The following is a 21947-nucleotide window of genomic DNA, read 5'->3' as shown; positions in this document are numbered from 1 at the left end:
CGAGCCGGCGTCGCACTTTCTCGGAAGGCTCAGAAGTCCTTGCGCAGTTCCACGCCGAAGTAACGCCCGTCGTCGCGGGGCACCATGCGGTAGATGTAGCTGCCGCCCGTTGCGAGCAACGGCGAGTAGGACTTGTCGGTGAGGTTCTTGCCCAGCAGGGCAACGCGCCAGCCGTCGTTGTAGTCGGCCAGGGCAATGCTGGCGTTCCACAGGCCGTAGGCGCCCTGGATGGTGTCGGGGTTCTGGCTGAGGTCGTACTGCACCTTGTCCTGCCAGCTGTAGTCGGTGCCCAGTTCCACATCCAGGCCGTTGTCCAGCGGGATGCTGTAGTCGGCGCGCACGTAGCTCTTCCAGTCCGGGGTGAAGGGCAGCGGCTTGCCGTCGACGTTGCAGCTGGACGCCGCACCCGGCGGGCAGGCGAAGCTGTCGACACGGGCCTTGGTGTAGGCGAGGGCACCGGAGAGTTTCAACTGGCGGGTGGCCTGGTAGCTGAAGTCCAGCTCGGCGCCTTCGGTCTTCACCTTGCCGGCGTTGATCAGGCGGGTCACTACCTGGCCGGCGACGGTGTCGTAGAAGTTCGCCTGGTAGTTGTCGTAGACGGTGTGGAACACCGCCAGGTTGGCGGTCAGGCGGTTCTCCAGCGCGGTGGCCTTCAGGCCGGCTTCCCAGGAGTTGGAAGTCTCCGGCTTGAGCGCGTCGGTATCGCGCGGCTGCATGTTGAAGAACACGTTGTACGCCGGGCCCTTGTAGCCGCGCGAGTAGGTGACGTAGCTGGTGAGCTGCTCGCTGAGGTCGTACTGCAGGCCGAGGCGGCCGGACCAACCGTCCTCGTCGGTGGAGCCGGAACTGGACGTGGACGGCTGGATGCCGGTGACCGCCGTGGCGGAGGTGGAGCGCCGGCGATGGTCGTACTCGAGGTCGTCATGGGTGTAGCGCAGGCCGGCGATGCCACGGAAATCGTCGGTGAAGTTCAGCGTGCTCTCGCCAAACACTGCGTAGGTGTCGCTGCGCGTGCCGTAGTCGGCCACGCCGCTGTTCTGCGCGGTGGTTGAGGTCACCACGCGGCGGTAGGTCTCGTCGTCCACGGCATGCATGTAGTACAGGCCACCGACGTACTCGAGGAACTCCCCCTTGGGCGAGGCCAGGCGAAGCTCCTGGGAGTACTGGTCGTAATTCAGCTCGCCCTTGTCGTGGGAGCTGGGAATGCTCGCGGTGACCTGCGAAAGGCGGTCGCCATCCTGCCACTGGGTGTTGTCCCAACCGCGCCATGCGCTGATGGACGTCAGGGTGTAGTCGCCCAGGTTCCAGTCCAGCTGCGCCGACAGGCCCTTGTTGGTGTCGTCGACGTGGGTGCGGTAATCGCTGTTGATCTTGCGGTTGTCGCTGTCCGCCGTCACCGGGCGCAGGGCGTTGGCGAATGCCGGGCTGGTGGTGCTGGTGATCACGCCGCTGGGGCCGTCGTCGTTGCCCTTCATGTAGTCGGCGATCAGCGTGACCTTGAGGTCGTCGTTCGGTGTGAGCTCGAACCTGGTGCGAGCGCCGGCGCGGTTGTAGCCGTTCACCTCGTGGCCGTTGTAGACGTTGTCGACGTTGCCGTCGTAGCTGCCCACCAGGGTGGTGACGCTGGCCTTTAGCTTGCCGGGGATCAGCGTGCCGCCGATGCCGAAGCGGGTGCGGTTCTCGTTGCCGCCGCCAAAATGCGAGTAGTCGATGTAGCCGGTGGTTTCGTCCGGCACCGCGCGGGTCACCACGTTGAGCACGCCGGCCGAAGCGTTCTTGCCAAACAGCGTGCCCTGCGGGCCGCGCAGCACTTCGATGCGTTCCACGTCGAGCAGGTCCAGGGTCGCCTGGCCGGGGCGACCGAGCACCACGCCGTCGATCACCGTCGACACGCTTGGCTCCACGCCGGGGGAGGTGGAAATGGTGCCGACGCCACGGACGAACAGCGAGGTGTCCTTGTTCGAGGCGCCGGTGCGGAAATTCAGCGTCGGCACCTGCTGCACGATGCTCGATACGTTGTTGCGGTTGTCGCGCTCCAGCTGTTCGCCGTCGATCACCGAGACCGCGACCGGAACCTTCTGCAGCGACTCTTCGCGGCGGGTCGCGGTGACGGTCACCGCCTTGAGCGTCGGTGCCGAGTCGGCGGACTGGGTATCGCTGCCGGTGGTGTCGGCGGCCTGCACGCTGCAGGCCAGTGCCCCGATCACGCTGGCGATGCCCAGGGCCAGCGCGCTGCGTCGGCCAGTGAATTGCGGACGGCCGAGCGTCCCCCGTTGTTGCGATTGCATAGCCACTCCTTCGTGCCCTGGTCCGCCCTCGGTTCTCTTTGCCGGGGCGCCTTTTTCTACGGGACTGTCACGAGCGCTCGCTCGTGCGAGTGGCTGGAATCGTTGCGGACAGTTTATGTTGTTAGCGCTAACATCGGCGAGTATCCTGAATCGACAGATAGATCGTCAAATAATTAAAAATTACGTTTATATTCCTGAAATACAGAAACAGGAGCGCCGAATTGGCCAACCAGACACCGCGTAAACGCCGTGGGGCAGGACGCGTGACGCTGACCGCCGTGGCAGAACTGGCGAAGGTTTCCGCCATCAGCGTGTCGCGCTACTTCAATCAGCCGGCGCAGCTGTCGGATGACCTGCGCGAGCGCATCGGCGCGGCGGTGGAGGCGCTGGGCTACGTGCCCAACCAGGTCGCTGGCGGGCTGGCTTCGGCGCGGGGCAGGGTAGTGGGGATGGTGGTGCCGAACATTTCCGGGCCGATCTTCGCCGACACCATCCAGGCCTTCAGCGACACCCTGGCCGCGCACGGCTATCAACTGCTGCTGGCGTCCAGTTACTTCTCCGAAGACAAGGAGGAAAACGCCGTGCGCGCCTTCCTCGGCTGGAACCCGGCGGCGCTGGTACTGACCAGCCATTTCCACACGCCGGCCACCGAAAAGCTCATTGCAGCGGCGGACATGCCAGTGGTGGAGGTGTGGGACTACCAGCCTGGGCGCGCGCCGATCCAGGTGGGTTTTTCCCATTACCAGGTCGGCGTGGATGCCGTGCACTACCTGCACGGCAAGGGCTACCGGCGAATCGCCTTCGTGCAGAACAGTGCGCCGGGAGACTTCAGCGCCCTGGACCGCCGCGACGGCTATGCCGATACCTTGCGTGAACTGGGTGGCGAGCCCTGGATGTTCGTACCCACCGAGAGCGCGCCTTTCGAGGCTGGGCGGCAGGCCATGGAGGCATTGATGGCACGTGGGTCGGAACGCCCTGAGGCGATCGTTTTCGCCAACGACAACCTCGCTGCCGGTGGCCTGCTCGCGGGGCAGCGCGCAGGGCTGAAGATTCCTGATGAGTGCGCGGTGCTGGGGTTCGGTGACTATCCCTTCGCGCCGATGTTGCTGCCCAGCCTGTCCACCATCAAGCCGCCAGCCCGCGAGATCGGCGAGATCGCAGCGCTACGCGTGCTGCAATCCATTGGCGTGGTACCACTGGATGGCGAGGTGGAACGCCTGAACCTGCTCGGCTGCCGGGTGCTGGAGCGCGAAAGCGCCTGAATCCCGCTGTCTGTCCGCCTACTGCAGGAGCGAGCTTGCTCGCGAACGGGTATCTCGGCGGCTCCGTAGTCGAGCAGTTCGCGAGCAGACTCGCTTCTGCAAAAGCTCAAGCGCGCCTACTTGGCCAGCAGGTCGATCACTTCCTGGTCACTGAGTTGGTGGAAGTCCCGGTAGTGATCACCCACTGCGCGGAACGGTGACGGCGTGTCCAGGCAGATCAGGGTATCCACCTCGTCACGCAGCTTCTGCACGGTTTCCGCTGGGCCTACCGGAACGGCGAGCACTACCTTGTGCGGGTGCTGCGCACGCAGGCACTTGAGCGCGGCGCGCACACTGCTGCCGGTCGCCAGGCCGTCATCGACGACGATCAGGTCACGATCTTCGAGTTGCGCTGGCGCCTTTGCGCCGCGGTACAGCAAACGGCGCCGCTCCAGTTCGCGGATCTGCTCCAGCACCTGCTGTTCGAACCATTCCGGCGGCGGATCAAGCTGCTCGAGCATCTGTTCGTCCACCACCCAGTTCGGCTCGGGGCCATCGACAATGGCGCCCAGGGCGTACTCCTCGTTGCCGGGTACGCCGATCTTGCGCACCAGCAGTACATCCAGCGGCGCGCCCAGCGCCCGGGCGATCTCCTTGCCGACGGGTACGCCACCGCGGGGCAGGGCGAGGATCAGCGGGTTCTCCAGCGGCATGTCGCGCAGGGCCATCGCCAGCGCCACGCCGGCATGGCGACGGTTGGTGTATTGCACTGAGGGCATCTGAACCTCCTTTCGCGAATCACAGCAGCCTGTCCTGAGCCTGGCGCCATATGCGGATGCGTTTGCCGGTTCAGGCTAGACGGACCTCACTGCGACTGCGAGCCGCTGGAAATCGATTGCGCCTGGCAGATCCAAGGCAACTGAGCCTGCACATGTCTGCCATGGGCTGTGAGCCGCCGCCCTATCGAAGGTTCAGGAATTGCGCACGGACGGTCGCGTTGGGAGCGTCTGTCACGCCCCTTGAACGACTGCCAGTGTTGCGACTCCCAGTATCAGGTCCATGCCGAAACGGTACCGATCCCCGCTCTTTGCCGGAGCTGTGCCTATAGTTGCTCCTGCGAGTTTCGTCTGCCACCAGCCAACCGAGGAGAGATCGCCATGCACGCGTACCTGATCCGCTACCGCCGCAACGGCCAACCCATGAGCACTGTGCTGGTGCAGGAGAGCCTGAGCCGCCAGCAGGCGCAACAATTCGTCCGCGCACTGCATGGCCCGATCGGGCGCGATTCGCGCTCCGATATCCAGGTCAGCGAGGTGCTCTGCACTCAATGACCGGGGTGCTCGCCGCACCGATGGCAACCAGCGAAAACGGCGCCCGTTCCTGGGCGCCGTTTTCGTTGAAGAGAGCAGGGTGGATTCATCGGACCGGCGAGCGCCGGAGACCACCTCTGCCGGGTCAGTGATCAGCGCGACTGCGCTGGCCTCCCTTGCGACCCGCCTCGGATGCACGCGCCGGGTCATTCTTGAAATTGCCGCCGCTATGCTGGCCGCCTTTCCTGCCGGCCTCGGATGCCCGCTGGGGGTCTTCCGCAAAGTTGCCTTTACCACCTCTGTGTTCGGCCATGGGGAACTACTCCGTGGGAAGTGAATGGGCGAATGCGGTGCATTCACTTCATCCGAAACAAATCGATCAGCGGTGTTCGACTGATTTTAAGAACGATCAGGCATGAATCGAGCGGACGCTCGTTATATGGGGGAGCACGGCCGAGCCAAGTTCGCTTGCTGGCACGCCGGTCACACCACGCGCTTGCGAAGCCGGGCAATGAGCTTTTGCCGCTGCTCGGCGTCCGCCTCCCAGACCTTGCCATCGAGGGCGTGGCAGATCAGCCAGATTTCTTCGTTGTTGAGCATTACCGCGCCGCCGCCGGATTCGGCGCGGCGCTTGCGGTAGGCGGCCTGCTTTTCGGCGTTGGTCATGGCGCCTTCCTTGCGGGGGCGGCCTTTGCTCGGGGCTTCGAAAGCGTCGCGAGTGGCTCTGTCCTTGGCGTCTTTCATGCGGGCCTCATCAGGAGATGGTAACGCGTTACCGTATTGATCTGCTTTCCATGGTAACGCGTTACCAATAATAGCCGAGCTCGCAAGCCGCGCCAATCGTCGGCCGAGGCGACGCACTGAGTCAAATGGAGCTATTCCTCACAGGCGCACAGGGCCAAGGGAGGCTGACGTGGAACGACTGCGGAAGGTATTGATGGCCTCGGCTTTCAACGAGACCTGCGTCGTCCAGGTGCTGCGCGAAGCCGCGCTCAAGGCCGGCACTGCCGACACGGCATCGGCGCTGATGGCCGCGGCGCAGTTGCTGGAGCACGACGCGGAAACCCTGCTTCACGCCGCCCACCGGATCGATCTCGTGCTGCACCATGCGCCCGGCGAGGGAGGCACCATTTCATGGGTGGTCATGGACTGATCCAGCTCGAACGATCGATTTGAACCGCTGCTACGGTCGCCCGGTCAGTGCTTGGGAGAGAGCCAGAATCCGGAGGCACCATGCAGGACGAATCCCTGACCAGGCGGTACCACGTCTGCTTTGTGCGAGACGGGCGGGAATTCGAGTTCGAAGCCGAGGACGAATCCATGAGCGAAGCGCGGGCATGGAGCCACGTGGCGCGCCATCTGCACATCCCGATCCACGATCTGCGCGGCTACCAGAAGCGTTACCACACCATCCGCCGCAATGTCGAAGCCCACAACGTGCAGGACGTTTCCTACCGTGTTGCCAGGGCGGGAGACTAGGCCGACGCCTCAGGTCTGCGCCGAGACCAGGCGGACGTCGCTGATGGTGATGCCGCAGGCGCCCAGCCAGGATTCGACCTCGGCGGAGGAGTGCAGCGGGCGGGGCTGCTCGGGGAACTCACGAACATAGATGGAGAAGGCGATCGCCTTGATATGGGGAATGCTCCGCGCGCGCATGAGCAGGTGGCGGTCCTTGCCGTTGAGTTGATACTCGATCAGCCATTGCATGGTCGTGCGACTTCCCTGGCAGGGTCGATCTGTGGAATGGCTGACAAGCGTAGCCCCTGATCGCTCAGGGGCAATACTGGTCATCGGACCGACACTTGAGCTGACCGATCAGGCGGCAGCGTCCTTGGCCTCCTCGCGCCCGGCGCGTACGTCGAAGGCGCCCCCGGTGAGCACGCCATCCACCGTTACACGCCCCTTGCCAGGCAGCAGCGGGAATACCAGTTCGGCAAAACGGTAGGCTTCCTCCAGGTGCGGGTAGCCCGACAGCACAAAGCTGTCGACTCCCAGCGCGGCATATTCCAGCAGGCGTGCCGCCACGGTTTGCGGGTCGCCTACCAGAGCGGTGCCGGCACCGCCACGGACCAGGCCGACGCCGGCCCAGAGGTTTGGCGCAACCTCCAGCTTGTTGCGGTCGCCACCGTGCAGCGCGGCCATGCGCTGCTGGCCAACCGAATCCATCTTCGCGTAGTTCGACTGCGCGGCCGCGATGGTGGCGTCATCCAGGTGGCTGATCAGTTCGTCGGCGGCAGCCCAGGCCTTCTCGTTGGTTTCCCGCACGATCACATGCAAGCGCACGCCGAATCTCACCGTGCGCCCCAGGCGTGCTGCCCGTTCGCGCACGTCGGCAATCTTCTCGGCCACGGCGGCGGGCGGCTCGCCCCAGGTCAGGTAGGCATCCACATGCCTGGCGGCCAGCTCATGGGCGGCAGGCGAGGAGCCGCCGAAGTACAGGGGCGGGTAGGGCTTCTGCACGGGAGGGAAGAAGTTCTGCGCACCTTTTACCTTCAGGTGCTGGCCTTCGAAGTCCACCGTCTCGCCTGACAGCAGGCGGCGCCAGATGGTGAGGAATTCATCCGAGGCGGCGTAGCGTTCGTCGTGGCCGAGGAAAACGCCATCCGCCTCCAGTTCAGTACTGTCTCCGCCAGGAACGACGTTGAGCAGCAGCCGACCGCCACTGGCCTGGTCCAGGGAGGCCGCCTGGCGCGCGGAGGCTGTCGGGTTGCCCAGCGAGGTGCGCAACGCGACCAGCAGCTTGATCCTCTGCGTGACCGGCACCAGGCTGGCCGCGGTGACCCAGGGATCCAGGCAGCTACTGCCCGTAGGAATCAGCAGGCCGTCGTAACCGAGTTGGTCGGCGGCGACCGCGATCTGCCGCATGTACTCGTTGGTTGCCGGGCGGCCGCTGCCGGAATGACCCAGGTAGCGGGTGTCGCCGGAGGTCGGCAGGAACCAGAAAATATCCAGACTCATAGGGGTGTCCTCGTTGCCATCATCGGAGTGGGGCGTCGCCCCGTCGGTGCACGCGTGGCAAGTCTTCATTGGAATACGGCCCGGCAGCCGGCACGGTTCGTGCGCTCGATTCAGGCAGAAAAAGAAGAGGGCGGCTGCGCTGCGGTCCTGCAGGGTAGCAAGGCTTGTGCCAGCGCTGCGGCCCGCGGATTCCGGGGGATTCGCCGCCGGGAAAGTGTTGCTGTGTCAGCTGCACTGTTGATCGACTGTTGCTGTGCCAGCACCTGGTGCTGCAAAAAAGGCATTAGGTTATGCCTTCCGGCGATTTGTCCTCGGAAGCGCGACCGATCAGGATAGGCATTCGTGATCGAAGCCTCTGAATACCAAGGAACACAGCAAGCGATGAACGACGCCAATCGACTGAACGAGAATGGCCCGGTGAACTGGCAACTGGCGCAGATCGTCGAGGACCTGCGCGGCGCCCGTAACGAGTGGCGATCCCGCACTGGGCGACATCCGGAACAGGGCGGTCGTGAACTGCCTTCGCGGCACTCCATTGAGGAAGTGGTCGAACGCCTGGCGAGCGCATTGTTTCCCATGCGCCTCGGCCCGAACGACCTGCGCGAGGAAAGCGAAGACTTCTTTGTCGGCCATACGCTGGACGCGGCCCTCAATGCACTACTGGTGCAGGCCCGCCTGGAGCTGCGCTACAGCGCGCGGCAGCGCGGTGATGTCGTGGATAGCCGGATCGACGAGCATGCCGTGCTGCTGGTGCGTGACTTCGCCCGTGCGCTCCCGGAAATGCGCAAATTGCTGGATGCCGACGTGCTCGCCGCCTACCAGGGTGACCCTGCCGCGCGCAGCGTCGACGAGGTTCTGCTGTGCTACCCGGGCGTCGTCGCGATTATCCACCACCGCCTTGCGCATCACCTGTACAACGCCGGCTTGCCATTGCTGGCCCGGATCATCTCGGAGCTGGCGCACTCGGCCACCGGCATCGACATCCATCCCGGCGCGCAGATCGGCAGCAGTTTCTTCATCGACCATGGCACCGGCGTGGTAATCGGAGAAACCGCGATCATCGGCAAACAGGTGCGCATCTACCAGGCGGTAACCCTGGGTGCGAAGCGCTTCACCGCTGACGAAACCGGCCAGCTGCACAAGGGCGAACCACGCCACCCGATCGTCGAAGACGAAGTGGTGATCTACGCTGGCGCCACCATCCTGGGGCGCGTCACCATCGGCAAGGGCTCGACCATCGGCGGCAACGTCTGGCTGACTCGCAGCGTCCCGCCAGGCAGCCAGGTGAGCCAGGCCAGCCTGCAGCACGACGAGAGTCGCTGCGGCAAGGATTGAGGCGATGGAAGCGGGGCAGGGGAGTTGACAGCTCCCTCGCTCCTTCAGCAGTATCTGTCAGACATCTAGCGCAACGGCATTTCCATGCTTCCCACTCACGATCACTCGCTTTCCGCTTCGGGCTTCCTTGCCCAGGCTGGCGCGTGCGTCGTCGTTGCGAAGAAATCGAAGAAACAGTCGCTCATTTGACCGGGGCGCTGTCCCGTCAGATGGGCTGACAGGACACAAGGCGCAAGGTCGAACCTCCCTCCCGCTTGATTCCCGCACCCTCCCTGACGGCGACCCGACGGTCAGCCAACTGGAGTTTTTGCATGTCGAGTTTTCGTGGAATCTGGGTGGCACTGGCCACGCCTTTTCGTGACGGCGCCGTCGATTTTCCGGCCCTGCAGCGCCTGGTAGCGAAGCTGATGGAGGAGGGCGTCAGCGGTTTTGTCGTCTGCGGCACCACTGGCGAGGCGGCCGCCTTGAGCCACTCGGAGCAGCTGGAAGTACTCGACGCGGTACTGCAATGGGTGCCGCCACGGCAGGTGATCATGGGGTTGGCAGGCAACAATCAGCCTGAGCTCCTGGCCTGCCTGGAGGACATCCAGTGCCGCCCGGTGGCCGCTGTACTGGTGCCGGCGCCGTACTACATTCGTCCGTCGCAGGCCGGCCTGGAATCCTTCTTCCACACCATCGCCGACGCAGCCAGTGTGCCCGTTGTGCTCTACGACATTCCGTATCGCACCGGTGTGCGCATCGAGAGCGAAACGCTGCGCCGCATCGTCCGCCATCCCAACATTGCCGCAATCAAGGACTGCGGCGGTGACCCGGAAACCACCATGGCGCTGATCGCCGACGGACACGTCGATGTGCTTACGGGCGAGGACCTGCAGATCTTCTCCAACCTGTGCCTGGGCGGTGCCGGCGCGATCTCGGCGTCGGCCCATGTAGGTGCCGAGCTCTACATGCAGATGTTCCGGCAGATGGAGGAAGGAAATGTCATCGCTGCCCGCGCCATTTTCTACCGCTTGCTGCCCTGGATGCAGGCCGCTTTCGCTGAGCCCAATCCCTCCGCCGTCAAGGGCGCGCTGGCACTGCAAGGATTGATTGCCAACGAGGTGCGCGAGCCGATGCAGGCGTGCACACCGGCGACACTGGAAAGACTGCGCGGAGTTTTGGCGGCGCTGGCCGAATAGGCTTTGCAGAAGGCTGGTAACGCGTTACTAGAATGATTGGCGGCAAATGGTAACGCGTTACTAAGTCAATGACGTTGAACTCAGTGACCAGGCACAAGCATCTACGAGCTGCATTAATCCCGTGTCAACGCCACGGCAGGGTCCAGACGCGAGGCTTTCCAGGCGGGCAAGAACCCAAACAGTATTCCGACCAGCGTGGAGCATAGAAAGGCAAGGAGGATCGAACTGCTCGATAACACCATCTGCCACGGTGTTGCGAACAATGACATGGCCAGTTGGAGTCCCAGAGAAAGCAGAATTCCAATGGCCCCGGCGGGAAGGCAGATCAGTACCGCTTCCAACAGGAATTGACGCAGGATGTTCGCCTGCTTTGCTCCCAAGGCTAAGCGGATGCCTATCTCTCGAGTTCGCTCAGTTACTGATACCAGCATTACGTTCATTACACCGACCCCGCCTACCAGCAAGGAGACAACGGCGACCAGCGACAACAGCAGGTTAAGCGAGCGACTAGCTTTTTCTACCGCCCGGACTATGGCATCTGCATTGGCGGTATAAAAATCCTGGATGCCGTGGCGCTCGCGCATCAGTGAAACGATGCTCTGCTCGGCTATTTCGCTGGGTTGCCCAGGTTTCACCTGTAGCGTAATGCTGTCCAGATACTGGTGGCCGAACAGGCGGCTCCCGGCGGTACTGTAGGGCAGCCAAAGGTTGAGCGTTCCTGAGTTGTTTCCGATCGTCTCCTCGAGCGTCACCACACCAACGATCGTACACAGCAAGTTGTTGACCAGTATGACCTGGCCCAGTGCGTTGCCTGATGCGCCGAACAGCTTGCGCTTCAGGTTGGCGTCTATTACTGCAATGGGTGCCTGACGTCGCATTGAGTCGGCATCAAATCCACGGCCTTCATTCATTCGCAAGCCGCGCACTCGAAAGTATTCCTCGCCGACACCGCTGACCTGCACAGTTACATGGCTGGTATTTCGTCGAACCAAAAAGGTGCCACGCATTTCGGGAGTGACACTGAGCACGTACGGCAGCGCCTGTAACGCTTTCGCATCCCCGGGCACCAGGGTGTAAATGGAAGGGGCGTCACTGTCGCCCCAGTCGCTGCCTGGATAGATATCAATAGTGTGCGCCCCCATTCCGGCCACCTGCTTGAGAATGTCGCGCCGCGCTCCTTCTCCAAGCGCCATGATGGATATCACCGAGGTCACGCCGATGACCACGCTTAGTAAAGTAAGCAAGGTTCGCAATTTACGTGTCAGCAGCATCCGCCATGACATCAGCAATTCAGCGAGTGCGTTCTTGAGCCGCTGCGAAGTTGGCGGCGGCAGCGCCGGAATCGCTTCAGCGCGAAAGGCCGCAGAGGCTTTGGAAACATGCTGGTCGGCGATGATGCGACCGTTATGCAGCCGAACTACTCGATGGGCGCGAGCCGCGAGGCTTTCATCATGGGTCACGATGATCAAAGTGCTCCCCGCAGCGTTGAGCCCTAGCAGAGTCTGCAGAACAGTCTCGCCACTTTCGCTATCCAGGGCTCCGGTCGGCTCGTCGGCCAAAATTACCGACCCGCCATTCATCAGTGCTCTTGCGATACTGACTCGCTGTTGCTGGCCACCGGACAACTCTTCGGGCCGATGCAGCAGGCGTTCTGAAAGGCCAAGTTGCTCCAGTAACATCACTGCGCGTTTGCGTCGTAGGCCGGCAGGTGTGCCACGGTAAAATCCTGGCAGTTCCACGTTCTCGCGAGCGCTGCATTGTCCTATCAGGTGGTAGCGCTGAAATATGAAGCCAAAGCGCTCGCGGCGGAGTGCAGCCCTGTTGTCGCTGGAAAGTTGTGATACTTCCTCGCCATCCACCCTGTAACTGCCTGAGTCCGGGCGATCCAGACAGCCGAGCAGGTTTAAAAGCGTGGACTTGCCCGAACCGGATGGCCCGACAATGGCGAGTATTTCACCTGCATTAATCGTCAGGTTGATGTCCTGCAGTATGCTGATCCTGTGGCCGTCGGCGCACAGATAACGTGATACCCCCTGTAGCGAAAGCAGGGGGCGTGCCTGCGAATTTTCATTCATCAGCATCTTGCTGAAGCTCGCCAAGGATTACCTCTTCGCCCTCATTGAGGCCATCGATGACCTCGGCATTCAATTCATTCGAGATGCCCACGTGTATGCCGCGCTCTGTCACAGCAGCATGATTTTCCAGCACCCTCACTTTGGCGCCGCCATTCGGCTCGCGGCTATTGAGCGCGGCCAGAGGAATTGTCAACGCGTTACTCGCAGTAGCGAGCAAGATATGCACCTGAGCAGTCTGGCCAATGCGCAGGGTCGAATCAGGATTTTCAACATCGAATAATGCGGCATAGAAAACTGCCGAAGCGAAGCGAGAGGAGTCGCTGCCACTTTGGGAGGCGAGGAAGTTCTGCGGTGCAGGCTCAATATCCCGAAGAATCGCCGGATGACGAGTATCGGAATCACCCAGCGCAGTGAAATAGGCTGCTTGCCCCGGCTGTACACGGCGGATATCCGCCTCAGAAACCTGTGCGCGAATTGTCATCGTGCTCAAATTGGCCAACTTGAGGATGACCGGCGCCTCTTGTTCGGCGATCACAGTTTGCCCCTGCTGGGTAGTAATGCTCACAACCGTTCCGTCCATCGGAGCAGTTATACGGGTGAAAGCCAGGTTGGCTTCTGCTGTTTGCACCTCAATTTGTGCCTCTTGAATCTGGGCATCGAGGGACGCGAGGTTGGCCCGTTCGATCTTCAGTTGTACGCGCGCCTCTTCGAACGACTGCCGGGCAGTAGCCCCTTCAGAAATCATTTGCGATTGGCTTTGCCATTTGAAAGTTGCAAGGTCTACACGGGCGACCTGGGCCTCTCGTTCGGCCTCCAGGCGCCGGCTTCTGGCCTGTGCCGCCTTCAGGGAATTCAATGGCAGTACCGGATCAAGCTCAGCAAGCAACTGATTTTTATGAACGGAATCGCCTAGACGAACGGCAAGTTTCTTCAGTTGACCTGAAACCTGGGCTCCAATATCAACCTGATCAACTGCTTGCAGGCTCCCTACTGCAAGCACCTCATCTGATAAAGACTCCCTGGAAACAGGACTTGTCAGATATCTTTCTTGTTTGCCTGAGGAAAATTTGGCGTCACAGGCATTCAAGATAATTAAGAACAGGCCAAGCACTGCTATACGAACTGCAAGCATCCTGAGGGGGAGGGGAGTCATAATTCATTAATGGCCCAGCAAGTTTTTATAATGTCAATAAATTCTTGGTGATTGAATGGAAATGCCGGTCCGCACAGCAGGCCGGACCGGCACGGGATCGCACTACAAAGAGTCGCGCGCGTTAAATCAGCAGCGGCCGCATACCACTTTTGCAGCTGTGCACAGCTTGAGGTGTCCGCTGCAGAATGTACCGCCACCATACGGACTACTGGACTTTATTTTAATCGGCGCATTCGGCCTGACTGTCGCCGCGCTGGCTGACTCCGCGAGGAGCGCAGAGCCTGCCATCATGAGACAAAGAGAAACCATTGCTGCGACATTTTTCGAAGTTGCTTTCATAGTCGTTCATCTCTTAATTATTGGGGTTTTCATTGTCGGCTTGAGGTTCAACTGCATATTCAGTTGCTGATTTATCAGTCGACAGTCAGATGGTAGGACAGCCAACTTGGTTCTGATCCTGGGTTTCGGAAAACTCGAACCTGTCCACCAATCATGAAATAAATGGCATTGGCTAAATCGAGCCGTTGACGGATTTAAAGTAGTTTTACGTACCCTGAAGAGCGCCTAGGAGTTTGTGAGAAAATTCGATAAGAATCATCCGGACAATCAGTCAGGCAGGAAATGGGTGATCACGTATTTAACGTGAAGCCTTAGATGGCTAACGCACATTGTCGGGCGCGACGGTATCGATCATGAACAACAGATACCCAGACGAGCGTGTTGATCCATATCTGCCAGTCGCGCCGGACAGCCAGCGATCAACACGGCCGCAAATTCATCGCCAAGGCTTCGAGGAGTATTCAGTGTCAGGGCGGGCGACGCACTGGCCCTGGACCGTTGGCCGTATCTTGATCCTGGCGCAGGATGCCTGTTCCAGGGTGCACGCCCTTATCCTTAGCTTCGCATAATGTATATTATGTTAAATTGCATAGATGCGACTGGCAGCACTCCAGCCATTCCGCGTTTATCTGCTCGATCAGAACGACAACCCCACTCCTTGGCTAGTCACGGTATCAGCTGCCATGCCTCTACAACGGCTCATGGTCTTGGTTTTGGTCCGTGCAGGCCTGAGGTGAATGGCCGGAACGCCGCTCCACCATTTCTTGAATCACTCCGCAGACAGCAGCGACAGGTAGTCGAGTTGACCGGTATCGCCGTCGATCCGCTTGCTCCACGGGTATGCGCGTTTGCTTCGCTATTCGGTTGGCGCTGCGAGCGATCCAGGGCAACCCATGGTGGAGCCCGGCGGCCCTGGCACTGGCTAGCCATTTCCATCCATCAGGCACCGAAGGCTGACCGGCAATGAGCCGGCCTTTGGCGCGGCCAAGCGCGCACAGGCAGCGGGTTCGATCCAAACAAAAGTGTGCGCGGCCACGCCAGGTGCTGCAGCCGTTGGGCTTTCGACACCCTCCTCCTTGGTATCCGCGCCTTGTCGACTCGTGCTCCGGCAGTTCGTAAAAAATCCGCATCCCGTTCGGTCGGGATGCGGATCGGATGGCAACTCTGGGAAACAGCCTTGATTACTTTGCTGGCTGAGCGCTGAGACGCCCGGAATGGCTCCATCTATTGAATGCGGTTAACCACCGAGTCCGGGTAGTAGGCGATTTGCAGCGTCTGGTGTTTTCCCATCAGCATCCCATCGCCATACCAGGTGATGTTGTCCTGGCGCAGGGTCATTCCATCGTTTCCGTACTCGTACTCGCCACCATTGGATGTACCGAAGGCAAAGCGCTCATTGTCCAGCCGCTTGATGGTGTACTGAGTGCCCGGCAAGGGCATCTGCTGTTTGACTCGATCAAGGTAGGCCGGGGCCAGTTCGGAGAACAAATCCCGGGCCCTGGCCTGATACTGCGCGGAGGTCAGGCCGGGCGTCTGCTGCAGCTTTTCGGCGATCAGCGAAAAGTACTCGGCGTCAGTGCGGGACAGGGCCATGCGCAGCGCCATGAGTTCGCCCAGACGGTGGGCAGAAACCTGAAGCTTGCCATCCGCGCTTTTTTGCGGCGCGATGAAGTCCTGACCATCGAGTTGGATCAGCGGGGCCGTTGCCAGGAAGGCGGCGCAGGCAATCTGCTGGGCCTGCTTGTTGCCGTTGACCAGGAGCGCGGTCACCCCGCCCTTCTCCTTCAGGGCTTCTCCGGTTTCGCCACTGGCACTGACGAAGAGGTCGACATCGGCCTGTTTCATCTCGCCACGTGCCAGGCCGCAAACGTGCTGCATCACTGCCGGGTTGCGCTTGCCATCTACCAGCGGAGACATACTGAACACCGCATTACGGATCACAGGCAGCGCCGGGTACTCGAGGGTGCCGAGGGTTTCGGTTTTCACCGGGGAGCCCGTGGTGCTGCGAGTGGGCTCATTGCAGCCGGCCAGCAGGCACAGTGGCAACAGGGTGGCGGTCAGCCATTTGCTGGAAATAGTCATGATTCACTCCTCACTCTGGATGGGCTGCGCCGCGCTGGCGGCGAATTCGACGACGACCCGGCGATTACTGGCCAGGCACTGGATCAATTGCTCCCGTGGTGCGTCCGGGCAATTCACCACTGGCTCGGCTGCGCCGATGCCTCGAACCTGCATCACCCCTGCCGGAACGCCCGCAGCGGCGAGGTAATCGCGGACCGCTTCGGCACGCCGTAGCGAGAGGTCGAGGTTGTGGGATCGCGAGCCGAGACGGTCGGAGTGGCCGGTCACTGCGATGTGCTGGGGGTTATGCCGAGATAAGGGGAAAATTAGGACATTTGGCTTCTAAGCTTTTGATTTTAAAAATGTCTGCCGGCGAAATTTTGATCCACATCACCGGCCCATGGACTTACGACCCCTGCCCCAAGCTGGCATAGCAGGTTATGTGCCGTCAGCAACGCCACTGCTCGTTGCCGCAGGCTGATCAAGCAACTTCAATTGCGTGGTGACCTCGATCAAGCGCTCCCTGAGACTCTGCGCTTGTAGAGCCTGTTCCGTGGAAGTATTGCGAAGGCTGTTTGCTTCATCTTGCAGGGACTGAAGCCGATGTTCCTGAGCCGCGTTCGTGCGTTCGGCATTGGCCAGTGTCTGGTTAGTTTGAGCCAAGAGCTGCTGCTGGGCGCGCTGTTCCTTCTGCTGCTGACGAATCTCGGCGAGCAGGCGCGCATTGTCACGATTCAACTGTGTCAGTTCGTCCTGCTTGATCATCAGGGTTTGCTGCAACTGCCGCAGCTCCATTTGCAGTTGTTGTACCTGGGCCTCATGCCGACGCTGCTCCTGCTCACGCTGCTCCTTGCTAGCCACGCGATAATGTTCAAGGGCATCGCGGGCGTGCTGATGTTTCTCTTCAAGTGAGCGAATCTGCCCGTCGCGATCTTGCAGACGTGTTTCCAGATCGCCATTGGCTTGCCGTAGGCGAGCTATCTCAATGTCGGCCTGCTGGCGTTGCTGCTGCTCTTGCTGGAGGTTCTGCTCTAAGGCCTGAAGCTTCTCCGCGTGGGCAGTGCATTGCGCCTCGAATTGCTGGCTGCGGTACTCCGCCTGATGAATGCGCTCATGGTAGTCGCGCCGCTCGCGGGCTAGCTGCTCCCGCTCCTCGGCTACCGCCGCTTGCGCCTCCTCCGTTAACTGTCCCGCCATCTGCGCAACCAGATTGGCCAACTGCTCGCTCAGCGGAATTGCTGCTGAGCTACGCCCTCGCTCAGCCTCTTCCAGCTCCTTCAAGTAGCGATGAATTGTGGTCCTCGAACCGGTGTTGCCAAGTTCGACCCGCACGGCATCGATGCTGGGGTGTTCGCCACGCGCCAGGATGGCCTGCCGTGCCTTATGAACGACTGCCTTGTTGATGCCGCCGCGAGCCATGAGCTTCTCCTACAATTTCATACTGAAATACATACCATGTATATACATACTAACTATAGGGTAAATGGAACCAAAGCGAGGGCAGATTTTCTGATAAAATAATGAAAGATTATTCGATGACATCGAGCTGTTCGGTCACCTAACGGCCGTTTTCCGGTACGAAACAGGCATAAGTCAGCGATGAAAGATGTCGAGCGTTACCTGCAGGCCGGTACGCGGGAAAACACCCGTCGCAGTTATCAGTCTGCTGTCGAGCACTTCGAGGTGGCGTGGGGTGGTTTCCTGCCGGCCACCAGCGACAGCATCGTCCGCTACCTGGTGGACTACGCCGACAGCTTGAGTCTCAACACGCTCAAGCAACGCCTCGCCGCCCTGGCCCAATGGCACGTCAGCCAGGGCTTTCCGGATCCGACCAAGACGCCCATGGTGCGTCAGATCCTCAAAGGCATCCGTACGCTGCACCCAGTTCAGGTCAAGCAGGCGGCGCCGCTGCAGTTGCTGCACCTGGAGCAGACCATCCACTGGCTCGAGCAGGAAGCGGTTCGCGCGCACCGAGCCGATGATTCGGCAGGCTATTTGCGCTGCCGGCGTGATGTCGCGTTACTCCTGATCGGGTTCTGGCGTGGCTTTCGTAGCGATGAGCTATGCCGATTGCAGGTCGAACACATCCAAGCCGAAGCCGGTGCCGGCATGACATTGTTCCTGCCCTGGAGCAAGGGGGACCGGAACAACCAAGGCACCACCCACTACGCACCGGCGTTGCAGCGCCTCTGCCCAGTGCAGGCCTACCTGGACTGGATCAGTGCGGCAGGGATTGCCCGAGGTGCTGTGTTCCGTCGACTAGATCGCTGGGGCCACATGAATGAACAAGCCTTGAACCCGGGCAGCCTAATCAACCTGCTGCGCCAGATTCTGCAGCAGGCCGGCGTTCCGGCCGAGGCGTACACCAGTCACTCGCTGCGGCGGGGTTTTGCCACTTGGGCGGTGGCCAACGGCTGGGATATCAAGGCGCTGATGACTTACGTGGGCTGGAAGGACATCAAGTCAGCGATGCGCTACATCGACCCGGCGATCTCGTTTGGCGGCCTGGCAGCAAAGCGTACTCTTGAGTCCACCGTCGACACGCTGGCTATTTGCCAACCTTCCCACTGATAGCCGCTCCTTCTCAGGAAGCACCTTGCCTTAATCTATCGCTGAGCAACGGCAAGAGTTGAGTCGCTTTCGCGAGGCTGAGGTTCGTCAAGGCATGATCGCGGCACGTAGCGGGCATTAGCTTTCCTGTCACCAAACGACTGGACGATCCGGCAGTTCATTCCTGCGCCCGCTCGTTGGGGGGAAGTGCCCTGCAAGAAGTTGAGTAGTGGAGCGAATGCCTTCGACGGCTCCCGCCTCGAAGTTGCCTATCTGGAATCTTGCCTCCATGGCCTCGCAGATGCTTATCCACTCGCGCTCATTGACCCTGGAATGGATCCCTCTATCCGCAATGATCTCGACCACACGGTCAGCCAATAGCACGTAGATGAGCACTCCATTGTTATGTTCGGTGTCCCACACCCGCAGCAAGGAGAAAACCTCCAGCGCACGCCCTCTAGTCGACTGCTGATTCAGCAATTTGGCAATTGGCAGTGCCCCTTCCACAGCAAAGCGAATCTGCCCGGCATGCAGCCTCTCGCTCGCCGCGATTTCCTCCTTGATCGTATCCAATGTACCTCGTGAGAACGCGCGCCGTACCTGCCACGGCGTCATCAACAGATGACGGACCAAGCGCTGGATTGTGCTTATCACCATTTTCCTGACGCCCCTCCACCGCCAAAGCTGCCGCCGCCACCACCAAATCCTCCGAATCCACCACCTGATCTGCCGCCGCTATGCCAGCCCCCACCGTGGCCTATACCCCCACCGAACAGGATGAATAAGAACGCGATCAAGGCAGCCATCAGTGGGGCCCCAATACCCCCGAAAAGCACCCAAGACAGCGCACCGACGCCGGTGCCGGTCAATAGCGCTGCAGGCATACGCCCCAGCGCCGAGCGAAGTGCTCCACCTACGACAAACGTGAGCATCAAGACAACCGGAATCAGCCTTGAGAAATCATCTGGCCTACCGTTGGCCCGCGGCTTCACCGGGGGGAGTGATTCCCCACTGGCCACGCCTATCATGCTGTCTACGCCTGCATCGATGCCGCCATAGAAATCGCCCCGTTTGAAACGTGGCACGATGATTTCACTGATGATGCGTTTGGCTGTGGCATCCGTCAGGACGCCTTCCAAACCGTACCCAACCTCAATGCGAAGTGCGCGATCATTCTTCGCCACGATCAAGAGGGCTCCGTCGTCCACACGACTGCGCCCGAGCTTCCACTTCTCGACTACGCGAATGGAGTACTGGTCGATGGTTTCCTCACCTGTACTTGGAACGATCAGAACGGCGAGCTGACTTCCCTTCTGTGCTTCGAAGCTCTGCAGTTTGTTTTCAAGCATCGCAGCCTGTTGAGCCGTGAGTGTCGCCGTTAAGTCGGTGACCCGCTTGCTTAACGGAGGGACCTCTAACGGTTGTGCTCCAGCCAGCAACGTCCAGCCAAGCATGAACGCCGCAAACAAGCCCCGTACGAAAACGCTCATCAGTAGTTCGCCCCAGGTGCGCTCTCCTTGGGCTTGTTCGATGCGGGCGCTCCGAAATCAACCTGCGGCGGAGTTGAGATGGCCCGTTCATTCTCAACACTGAAATTGGGCTTGACCTTGTAGCCAAATGCCATCGCTGTCAGGTTGGATGGGAAGCGGCGGACCGTGACGTTGTATTCCTGCACCGCCTTGATGTATCGGTTGCGAGCGACAGTAATGCGGTTCTCGGTCCCTTCTAGCTGCGCCTGTAGATCACGAAAAGCAGCATCCGCCTTCAGCTGGGGGTAGTTCTCTGAAACCACCAGGAGCCGCGAAAGCGCCCCAGAAAGCTGGGCTTGCGCCTCCTGAAAGCGAGCGAAAGCTTGTGGGTCGTTGGCCAGTTCAGGCGTCACTTGGATACCACCAACCCGGGCTCGAGCTGCTGTTACCTGCTCCAGCACTTCCTTCTCATGGGCAGCATAGCCTTTGACCGTATTGACCAGGTTTGGCACCAGATCAGCACGCCGCTGGTACTGATTGAGCACCTCAGCCCAGCTTGACTTGATTTGTTCATCATTTGACTGGAGGTCGTTGTAGCCGCACCCCGACAACCCGAGTATTAGAAAAGAAAGCAGTAGAATCCATACTTTATGCATTTTTGCTCTCTGCGATGTTAGTAGGGAACTATCGAAATGATAGTGCCGAAATTCGATCCTTGCGCAACCTTAACCCCGCATTACAGGAATGTAATTTCCGCATAAGCTTTTTGACAGGAACCTAAGCTAGCGTATTAGAAAAGGCAATTCTCTTAGGTTATTGGGTTCGTCATTATTGATTTTCATTAATGTTAAGCCGCTGATGAGCGACCGCCGGAGGAGTAGCATGGTACATACAGCTATGCCTCCAGGCTGCGCTAGCGACCAATTTCATAAAATCGAGAGGCGATGGTTATGAACAACATGGGATCCGTGCACGGTTGGTAATGGTAATTAAACGCCCTGCTAATTGTTTCAAAGGAGAACTCTCATGACGCATGACATGTCAGCTTATGGCCTGTGGGGATTGGTGATCATCAACTCATTGGTGTTCATAATCTTTGCATTTAGCTTTTTCAAACCCAAATCAGCTCGTGACTGGCGAAGCTTTGGCGCATTCAGCGCCTTCTTGATAGCGTTGTTTTCTGAAATGTATGGCTTTCCGTTGACGATTTACCTGCTGTCGGGCTGGCTCGGCAGTCGCTATCCCGGCGTCGACTTCTTTTCACATGACGCGGGTCATCTACTTGAGTTCTTATTTGGCTGGAAAGCCAATCCCCATTGGGGACCTTTTCATATAGCCAGTAGCGCCATTCTTATTGGAGGTTTTTGGTTGCTAGCCTCTGCCTGGCGGGTTCTTTACGAGGCACAAAAGGCCGGTGAAATAGCAGCCACGGGGCCTTATGGAAGGATTCGTCATCCGCAATATGTGGGTTTTGTAATGATCATGTTCAGTTTTCTTCTGCAATGGCCGACCTTGATAACGATTATCATGTTCCCTGTGCTGGTGTTCATGTATGCGCGCCTAGCAAAATCTGAAGAGCGTGATTCACTCACTCAATTTGGTGACGCCTACCGCCGATATATGAGTGAAGTTCCAGCCTTCATCCCGCGCCTAAGAGGAGGAAAAGTACAAGCAAAACTATAACTTTCACTTGGCGTAATAAGTGTGGCCCTATGGGAGGGTGTCGCGGCTACATACACAAGGGCTAGGAAAGTCTGGAGATTCTATGAGGGCGGTGAGTGACCTCGTCGGTCGTGTGGCGCTCAGGCCTGAGCCAGCTAGACCTAGACAGGAAGGCTCAACGTTCCGCTTGAGGTTCTGTTCGAGTCGCCGCCAAGGATCACTCCTAACCCCCTGAATTCATAGAATAAGCGCAACGCTTGAAACGAGAGGCAGAGAGCCAGCCACCGGTAGAATCCAGGCTCTCACACCGAAGGATTCAAGCGCAGAT

Annotated in this window: 22 protein-coding genes; 8 read left to right on the top strand and 14 right to left on the bottom strand. The window is 59.9% G+C overall.

Annotation, left to right across the window (positions count from 1 at the left end; all coding sequences use genetic code 11):
* Nucleotides 1–29: 29 nt before the first annotated feature.
* On the bottom strand, nt 30–2288 hold the full coding sequence (locus A6723_RS26845) for a TonB-dependent receptor (protein WP_082450466.1): 2259 nt from the start codon (nt 2286–2288) through the stop codon (nt 30–32).
* Between the two features lie 221 nt (nt 2289–2509).
* Here A6723_RS26845 and A6723_RS26840 point away from each other — a divergent pair, with 221 nt between their 5' ends.
* On the top strand, nt 2510–3550 hold the full coding sequence (locus tag A6723_RS26840) for a LacI family DNA-binding transcriptional regulator (RefSeq protein ID WP_054906890.1): 1041 nt from the start codon (nt 2510–2512) through the stop codon (nt 3548–3550).
* A gap of 116 nt (nt 3551–3666) precedes the next feature.
* On the opposite strand, the gene A6723_RS26835 is transcribed toward A6723_RS26840, so the two are convergent.
* The gene (locus A6723_RS26835) at nt 3667–4308 is read right to left on the bottom strand and encodes a phosphoribosyltransferase (RefSeq protein WP_054906889.1); all 642 of its coding nucleotides are present in this window, start codon (nt 4306–4308) and stop codon (nt 3667–3669) included.
* 378 nt (nt 4309–4686) lie between these two features.
* On the opposite strand from A6723_RS26835, the gene A6723_RS31880 reads away from it, so the two are divergent.
* Complete coding sequence (locus A6723_RS31880) at nt 4687–4860, top strand: hypothetical protein (RefSeq protein ID WP_099051252.1); 174 nt, start codon at nt 4687–4689, stop codon at nt 4858–4860.
* A 124-nt stretch (nt 4861–4984) separates the two neighbouring features.
* Here A6723_RS31880 and A6723_RS31495 read toward each other — a convergent pair whose 3' ends face one another.
* Nucleotides 4985–5152 carry a general stress protein gene (locus tag A6723_RS31495; RefSeq protein WP_081754103.1) on the bottom strand — a complete coding sequence of 56 codons (168 nt, stop codon included), beginning with the start codon at nt 5150–5152 and terminating at the stop codon, nt 4985–4987.
* Nucleotides 5153–5322: 170 nt separating this feature from the next.
* Entirely contained in the window at nt 5323–5505 is a 183-nt protein-coding gene (locus tag A6723_RS26825; protein WP_065085275.1) for a hypothetical protein, read from the bottom strand.
* 247 nt (nt 5506–5752) lie between these two features.
* Between A6723_RS26825 and A6723_RS26820 the strand changes: the two genes are divergently transcribed.
* On the top strand, nt 5753–5992 hold the full coding sequence (locus tag A6723_RS26820) for a hypothetical protein (RefSeq protein WP_139093068.1): 240 nt from the start codon (nt 5753–5755) through the stop codon (nt 5990–5992).
* An 80-nt stretch (nt 5993–6072) separates the two neighbouring features.
* The gene (locus tag A6723_RS26815; RefSeq protein WP_054906887.1) at nt 6073–6318 is read left to right on the top strand and encodes a hypothetical protein; all 246 of its coding nucleotides are present in this window, start codon (nt 6073–6075) and stop codon (nt 6316–6318) included.
* Between the two features lie 9 nt (nt 6319–6327).
* Here A6723_RS26815 and A6723_RS26810 read toward each other — a convergent pair whose 3' ends face one another.
* Nucleotides 6328–6546, bottom strand: coding sequence for a hypothetical protein (locus A6723_RS26810; protein WP_054906886.1), 219 nt, complete (start codon nt 6544–6546; stop codon nt 6328–6330).
* 108 nt (nt 6547–6654) lie between these two features.
* Nucleotides 6655–7797, bottom strand: a complete 1143-nt coding sequence (gene ssuD / locus A6723_RS26805; protein ID WP_054906885.1) for an FMNH2-dependent alkanesulfonate monooxygenase — start codon at nt 7795–7797, stop codon at nt 6655–6657.
* 381 nt (nt 7798–8178) lie between these two features.
* Here ssuD and epsC point away from each other — a divergent pair, with 381 nt between their 5' ends.
* Together epsC and dapA are read left to right on the top strand one after the other, a co-directional pair.
* On the top strand, nt 8179–9132 hold the full coding sequence (epsC, locus tag A6723_RS26800; RefSeq protein ID WP_139093067.1) for a serine O-acetyltransferase EpsC: 954 nt from the start codon (nt 8179–8181) through the stop codon (nt 9130–9132).
* Between the two features lie 311 nt (nt 9133–9443).
* Nucleotides 9444–10310, top strand: a complete 867-nt coding sequence (gene dapA / locus A6723_RS26795; protein WP_054906884.1) for a 4-hydroxy-tetrahydrodipicolinate synthase — start codon at nt 9444–9446, stop codon at nt 10308–10310.
* Between the two features lie 113 nt (nt 10311–10423).
* Here the strand turns inward: dapA and A6723_RS26790 are convergent, their stop codons facing one another.
* The 5 genes from A6723_RS26790 to A6723_RS26770 form a co-directional block, all read right to left on the bottom strand.
* Nucleotides 10424–12385, bottom strand: a complete 1962-nt coding sequence (locus A6723_RS26790; RefSeq protein WP_054906896.1) for a MacB family efflux pump subunit — start codon at nt 12383–12385, stop codon at nt 10424–10426.
* Entirely contained in the window at nt 12378–13496 is a 1119-nt protein-coding gene (locus A6723_RS26785) for an efflux RND transporter periplasmic adaptor subunit (RefSeq protein ID WP_218187767.1), read from the bottom strand. The genes A6723_RS26790 and A6723_RS26785 overlap by 8 nt, the downstream gene beginning before the upstream one ends.
* Before the next feature lie 1605 nt (nt 13497–15101).
* Nucleotides 15102–15959, bottom strand: a complete 858-nt coding sequence (locus tag A6723_RS26780; protein ID WP_054906882.1) for a hypothetical protein — start codon at nt 15957–15959, stop codon at nt 15102–15104.
* A 3-nt stretch (nt 15960–15962) separates the two neighbouring features.
* Nucleotides 15963–16232 carry an OmpA family protein gene (locus A6723_RS26775; protein ID WP_371914078.1) on the bottom strand — a complete coding sequence of 90 codons (270 nt, stop codon included), beginning with the start codon at nt 16230–16232 and terminating at the stop codon, nt 15963–15965.
* Nucleotides 16233–16376: 144 nt separating this feature from the next.
* Nucleotides 16377–17357 (bottom strand): DNA-binding protein, encoded by a 981-nt coding sequence (locus A6723_RS26770; RefSeq protein ID WP_054906881.1) that lies wholly within the window; start codon nt 17355–17357, stop codon nt 16377–16379.
* Between the two features lie 180 nt (nt 17358–17537).
* On the opposite strand from A6723_RS26770, the gene A6723_RS26765 reads away from it, so the two are divergent.
* Nucleotides 17538–18509 carry a site-specific integrase gene (locus tag A6723_RS26765; protein WP_054906880.1) on the top strand — a complete coding sequence of 324 codons (972 nt, stop codon included), beginning with the start codon at nt 17538–17540 and terminating at the stop codon, nt 18507–18509.
* Nucleotides 18510–18638: 129 nt separating this feature from the next.
* Here the strand turns inward: A6723_RS26765 and A6723_RS26760 are convergent, their stop codons facing one another.
* From A6723_RS26760 to A6723_RS26750, 3 genes are read right to left on the bottom strand one after another with little or no spacing between them, the layout of a single operon-like run.
* Complete coding sequence (locus A6723_RS26760; RefSeq protein ID WP_256233609.1) at nt 18639–19103, bottom strand: TPM domain-containing protein; 465 nt, start codon at nt 19101–19103, stop codon at nt 18639–18641.
* Between the two features lie 35 nt (nt 19104–19138).
* On the bottom strand, nt 19139–19978 hold the full coding sequence (locus A6723_RS32585) for a YgcG family protein (protein ID WP_054906878.1): 840 nt from the start codon (nt 19976–19978) through the stop codon (nt 19139–19141).
* The gene (locus tag A6723_RS26750) at nt 19978–20613 is read right to left on the bottom strand and encodes a LemA family protein (protein WP_054906877.1); all 636 of its coding nucleotides are present in this window, start codon (nt 20611–20613) and stop codon (nt 19978–19980) included. Before A6723_RS26750 ends, A6723_RS32585 begins: the two co-directional genes overlap by 1 nt.
* Before the next feature lie 370 nt (nt 20614–20983).
* On the opposite strand from A6723_RS26750, the gene A6723_RS26745 reads away from it, so the two are divergent.
* Nucleotides 20984–21640: an isoprenylcysteine carboxylmethyltransferase family protein gene (locus A6723_RS26745; protein ID WP_054906876.1), complete on the top strand. Its 657-nt coding sequence runs from the start codon at nt 20984–20986 to the stop codon at nt 21638–21640.
* Nucleotides 21641–21947: the final 307 nt, after the last annotated feature.

The organism is Pseudomonas sp. AU11447 (assembly GCF_001672555.2).
GTDB classification, from domain to species: Bacteria; Pseudomonadota; Gammaproteobacteria; order Pseudomonadales; family Pseudomonadaceae; genus Pseudomonas; species Pseudomonas nitroreducens.
This window is presented reverse-complemented; position numbering and strand designations above follow the sequence as displayed.

Excerpts from the sequence above, each read along its gene's own strand:
- A6723_RS26845 (WP_082450466.1), bottom strand. The coding sequence starts at position 2,288 with ATGCAATCGCAACAACGGGGGACGCTCGGCCGTCCGCAATTCACTGGC.
- A6723_RS26835 (WP_054906889.1), bottom strand. The coding sequence starts at position 4,308 with ATGCCCTCAGTGCAATACACCAACCGTCGCCATGCCGGCGTGGCGCTG.
- A6723_RS31880 (WP_099051252.1), top strand. The coding sequence starts at position 4,687 with ATGCACGCGTACCTGATCCGCTACCGCCGCAACGGCCAACCCATGAGC.
- A6723_RS31495 (WP_081754103.1), bottom strand. The coding sequence starts at position 5,152 with ATGGCCGAACACAGAGGTGGTAAAGGCAACTTTGCGGAAGACCCCCAG.
- A6723_RS26825 (WP_065085275.1), bottom strand. The coding sequence starts at position 5,505 with ATGACCAACGCCGAAAAGCAGGCCGCCTACCGCAAGCGCCGCGCCGAA.
- A6723_RS26815 (WP_054906887.1), top strand. The coding sequence starts at position 6,073 with ATGCAGGACGAATCCCTGACCAGGCGGTACCACGTCTGCTTTGTGCGA.
- A6723_RS26810 (WP_054906886.1), bottom strand. The coding sequence starts at position 6,546 with ATGCAATGGCTGATCGAGTATCAACTCAACGGCAAGGACCGCCACCTG.
- ssuD (WP_054906885.1), bottom strand. The coding sequence starts at position 7,797 with ATGAGTCTGGATATTTTCTGGTTCCTGCCGACCTCCGGCGACACCCGC.
- epsC (WP_139093067.1), top strand. The coding sequence starts at position 8,179 with ATGAACGACGCCAATCGACTGAACGAGAATGGCCCGGTGAACTGGCAA.
- dapA (WP_054906884.1), top strand. The coding sequence starts at position 9,444 with ATGTCGAGTTTTCGTGGAATCTGGGTGGCACTGGCCACGCCTTTTCGT.
- A6723_RS26790 (WP_054906896.1), bottom strand. The coding sequence starts at position 12,385 with ATGAATGAAAATTCGCAGGCACGCCCCCTGCTTTCGCTACAGGGGGTA.
- A6723_RS26780 (WP_054906882.1), bottom strand. The coding sequence starts at position 15,959 with ATGACTATTTCCAGCAAATGGCTGACCGCCACCCTGTTGCCACTGTGC.
- A6723_RS26770 (WP_054906881.1), bottom strand. The coding sequence starts at position 17,357 with ATGGCTCGCGGCGGCATCAACAAGGCAGTCGTTCATAAGGCACGGCAG.
- A6723_RS26765 (WP_054906880.1), top strand. The coding sequence starts at position 17,538 with ATGAAAGATGTCGAGCGTTACCTGCAGGCCGGTACGCGGGAAAACACC.
- A6723_RS26760 (WP_256233609.1), bottom strand. The coding sequence starts at position 19,103 with ATGACGCCGTGGCAGGTACGGCGCGCGTTCTCACGAGGTACATTGGAT.
- A6723_RS32585 (WP_054906878.1), bottom strand. The coding sequence starts at position 19,978 with ATGAGCGTTTTCGTACGGGGCTTGTTTGCGGCGTTCATGCTTGGCTGG.
- A6723_RS26750 (WP_054906877.1), bottom strand. The coding sequence starts at position 20,613 with ATGCATAAAGTATGGATTCTACTGCTTTCTTTTCTAATACTCGGGTTG.
- A6723_RS26745 (WP_054906876.1), top strand. The coding sequence starts at position 20,984 with ATGACGCATGACATGTCAGCTTATGGCCTGTGGGGATTGGTGATCATC.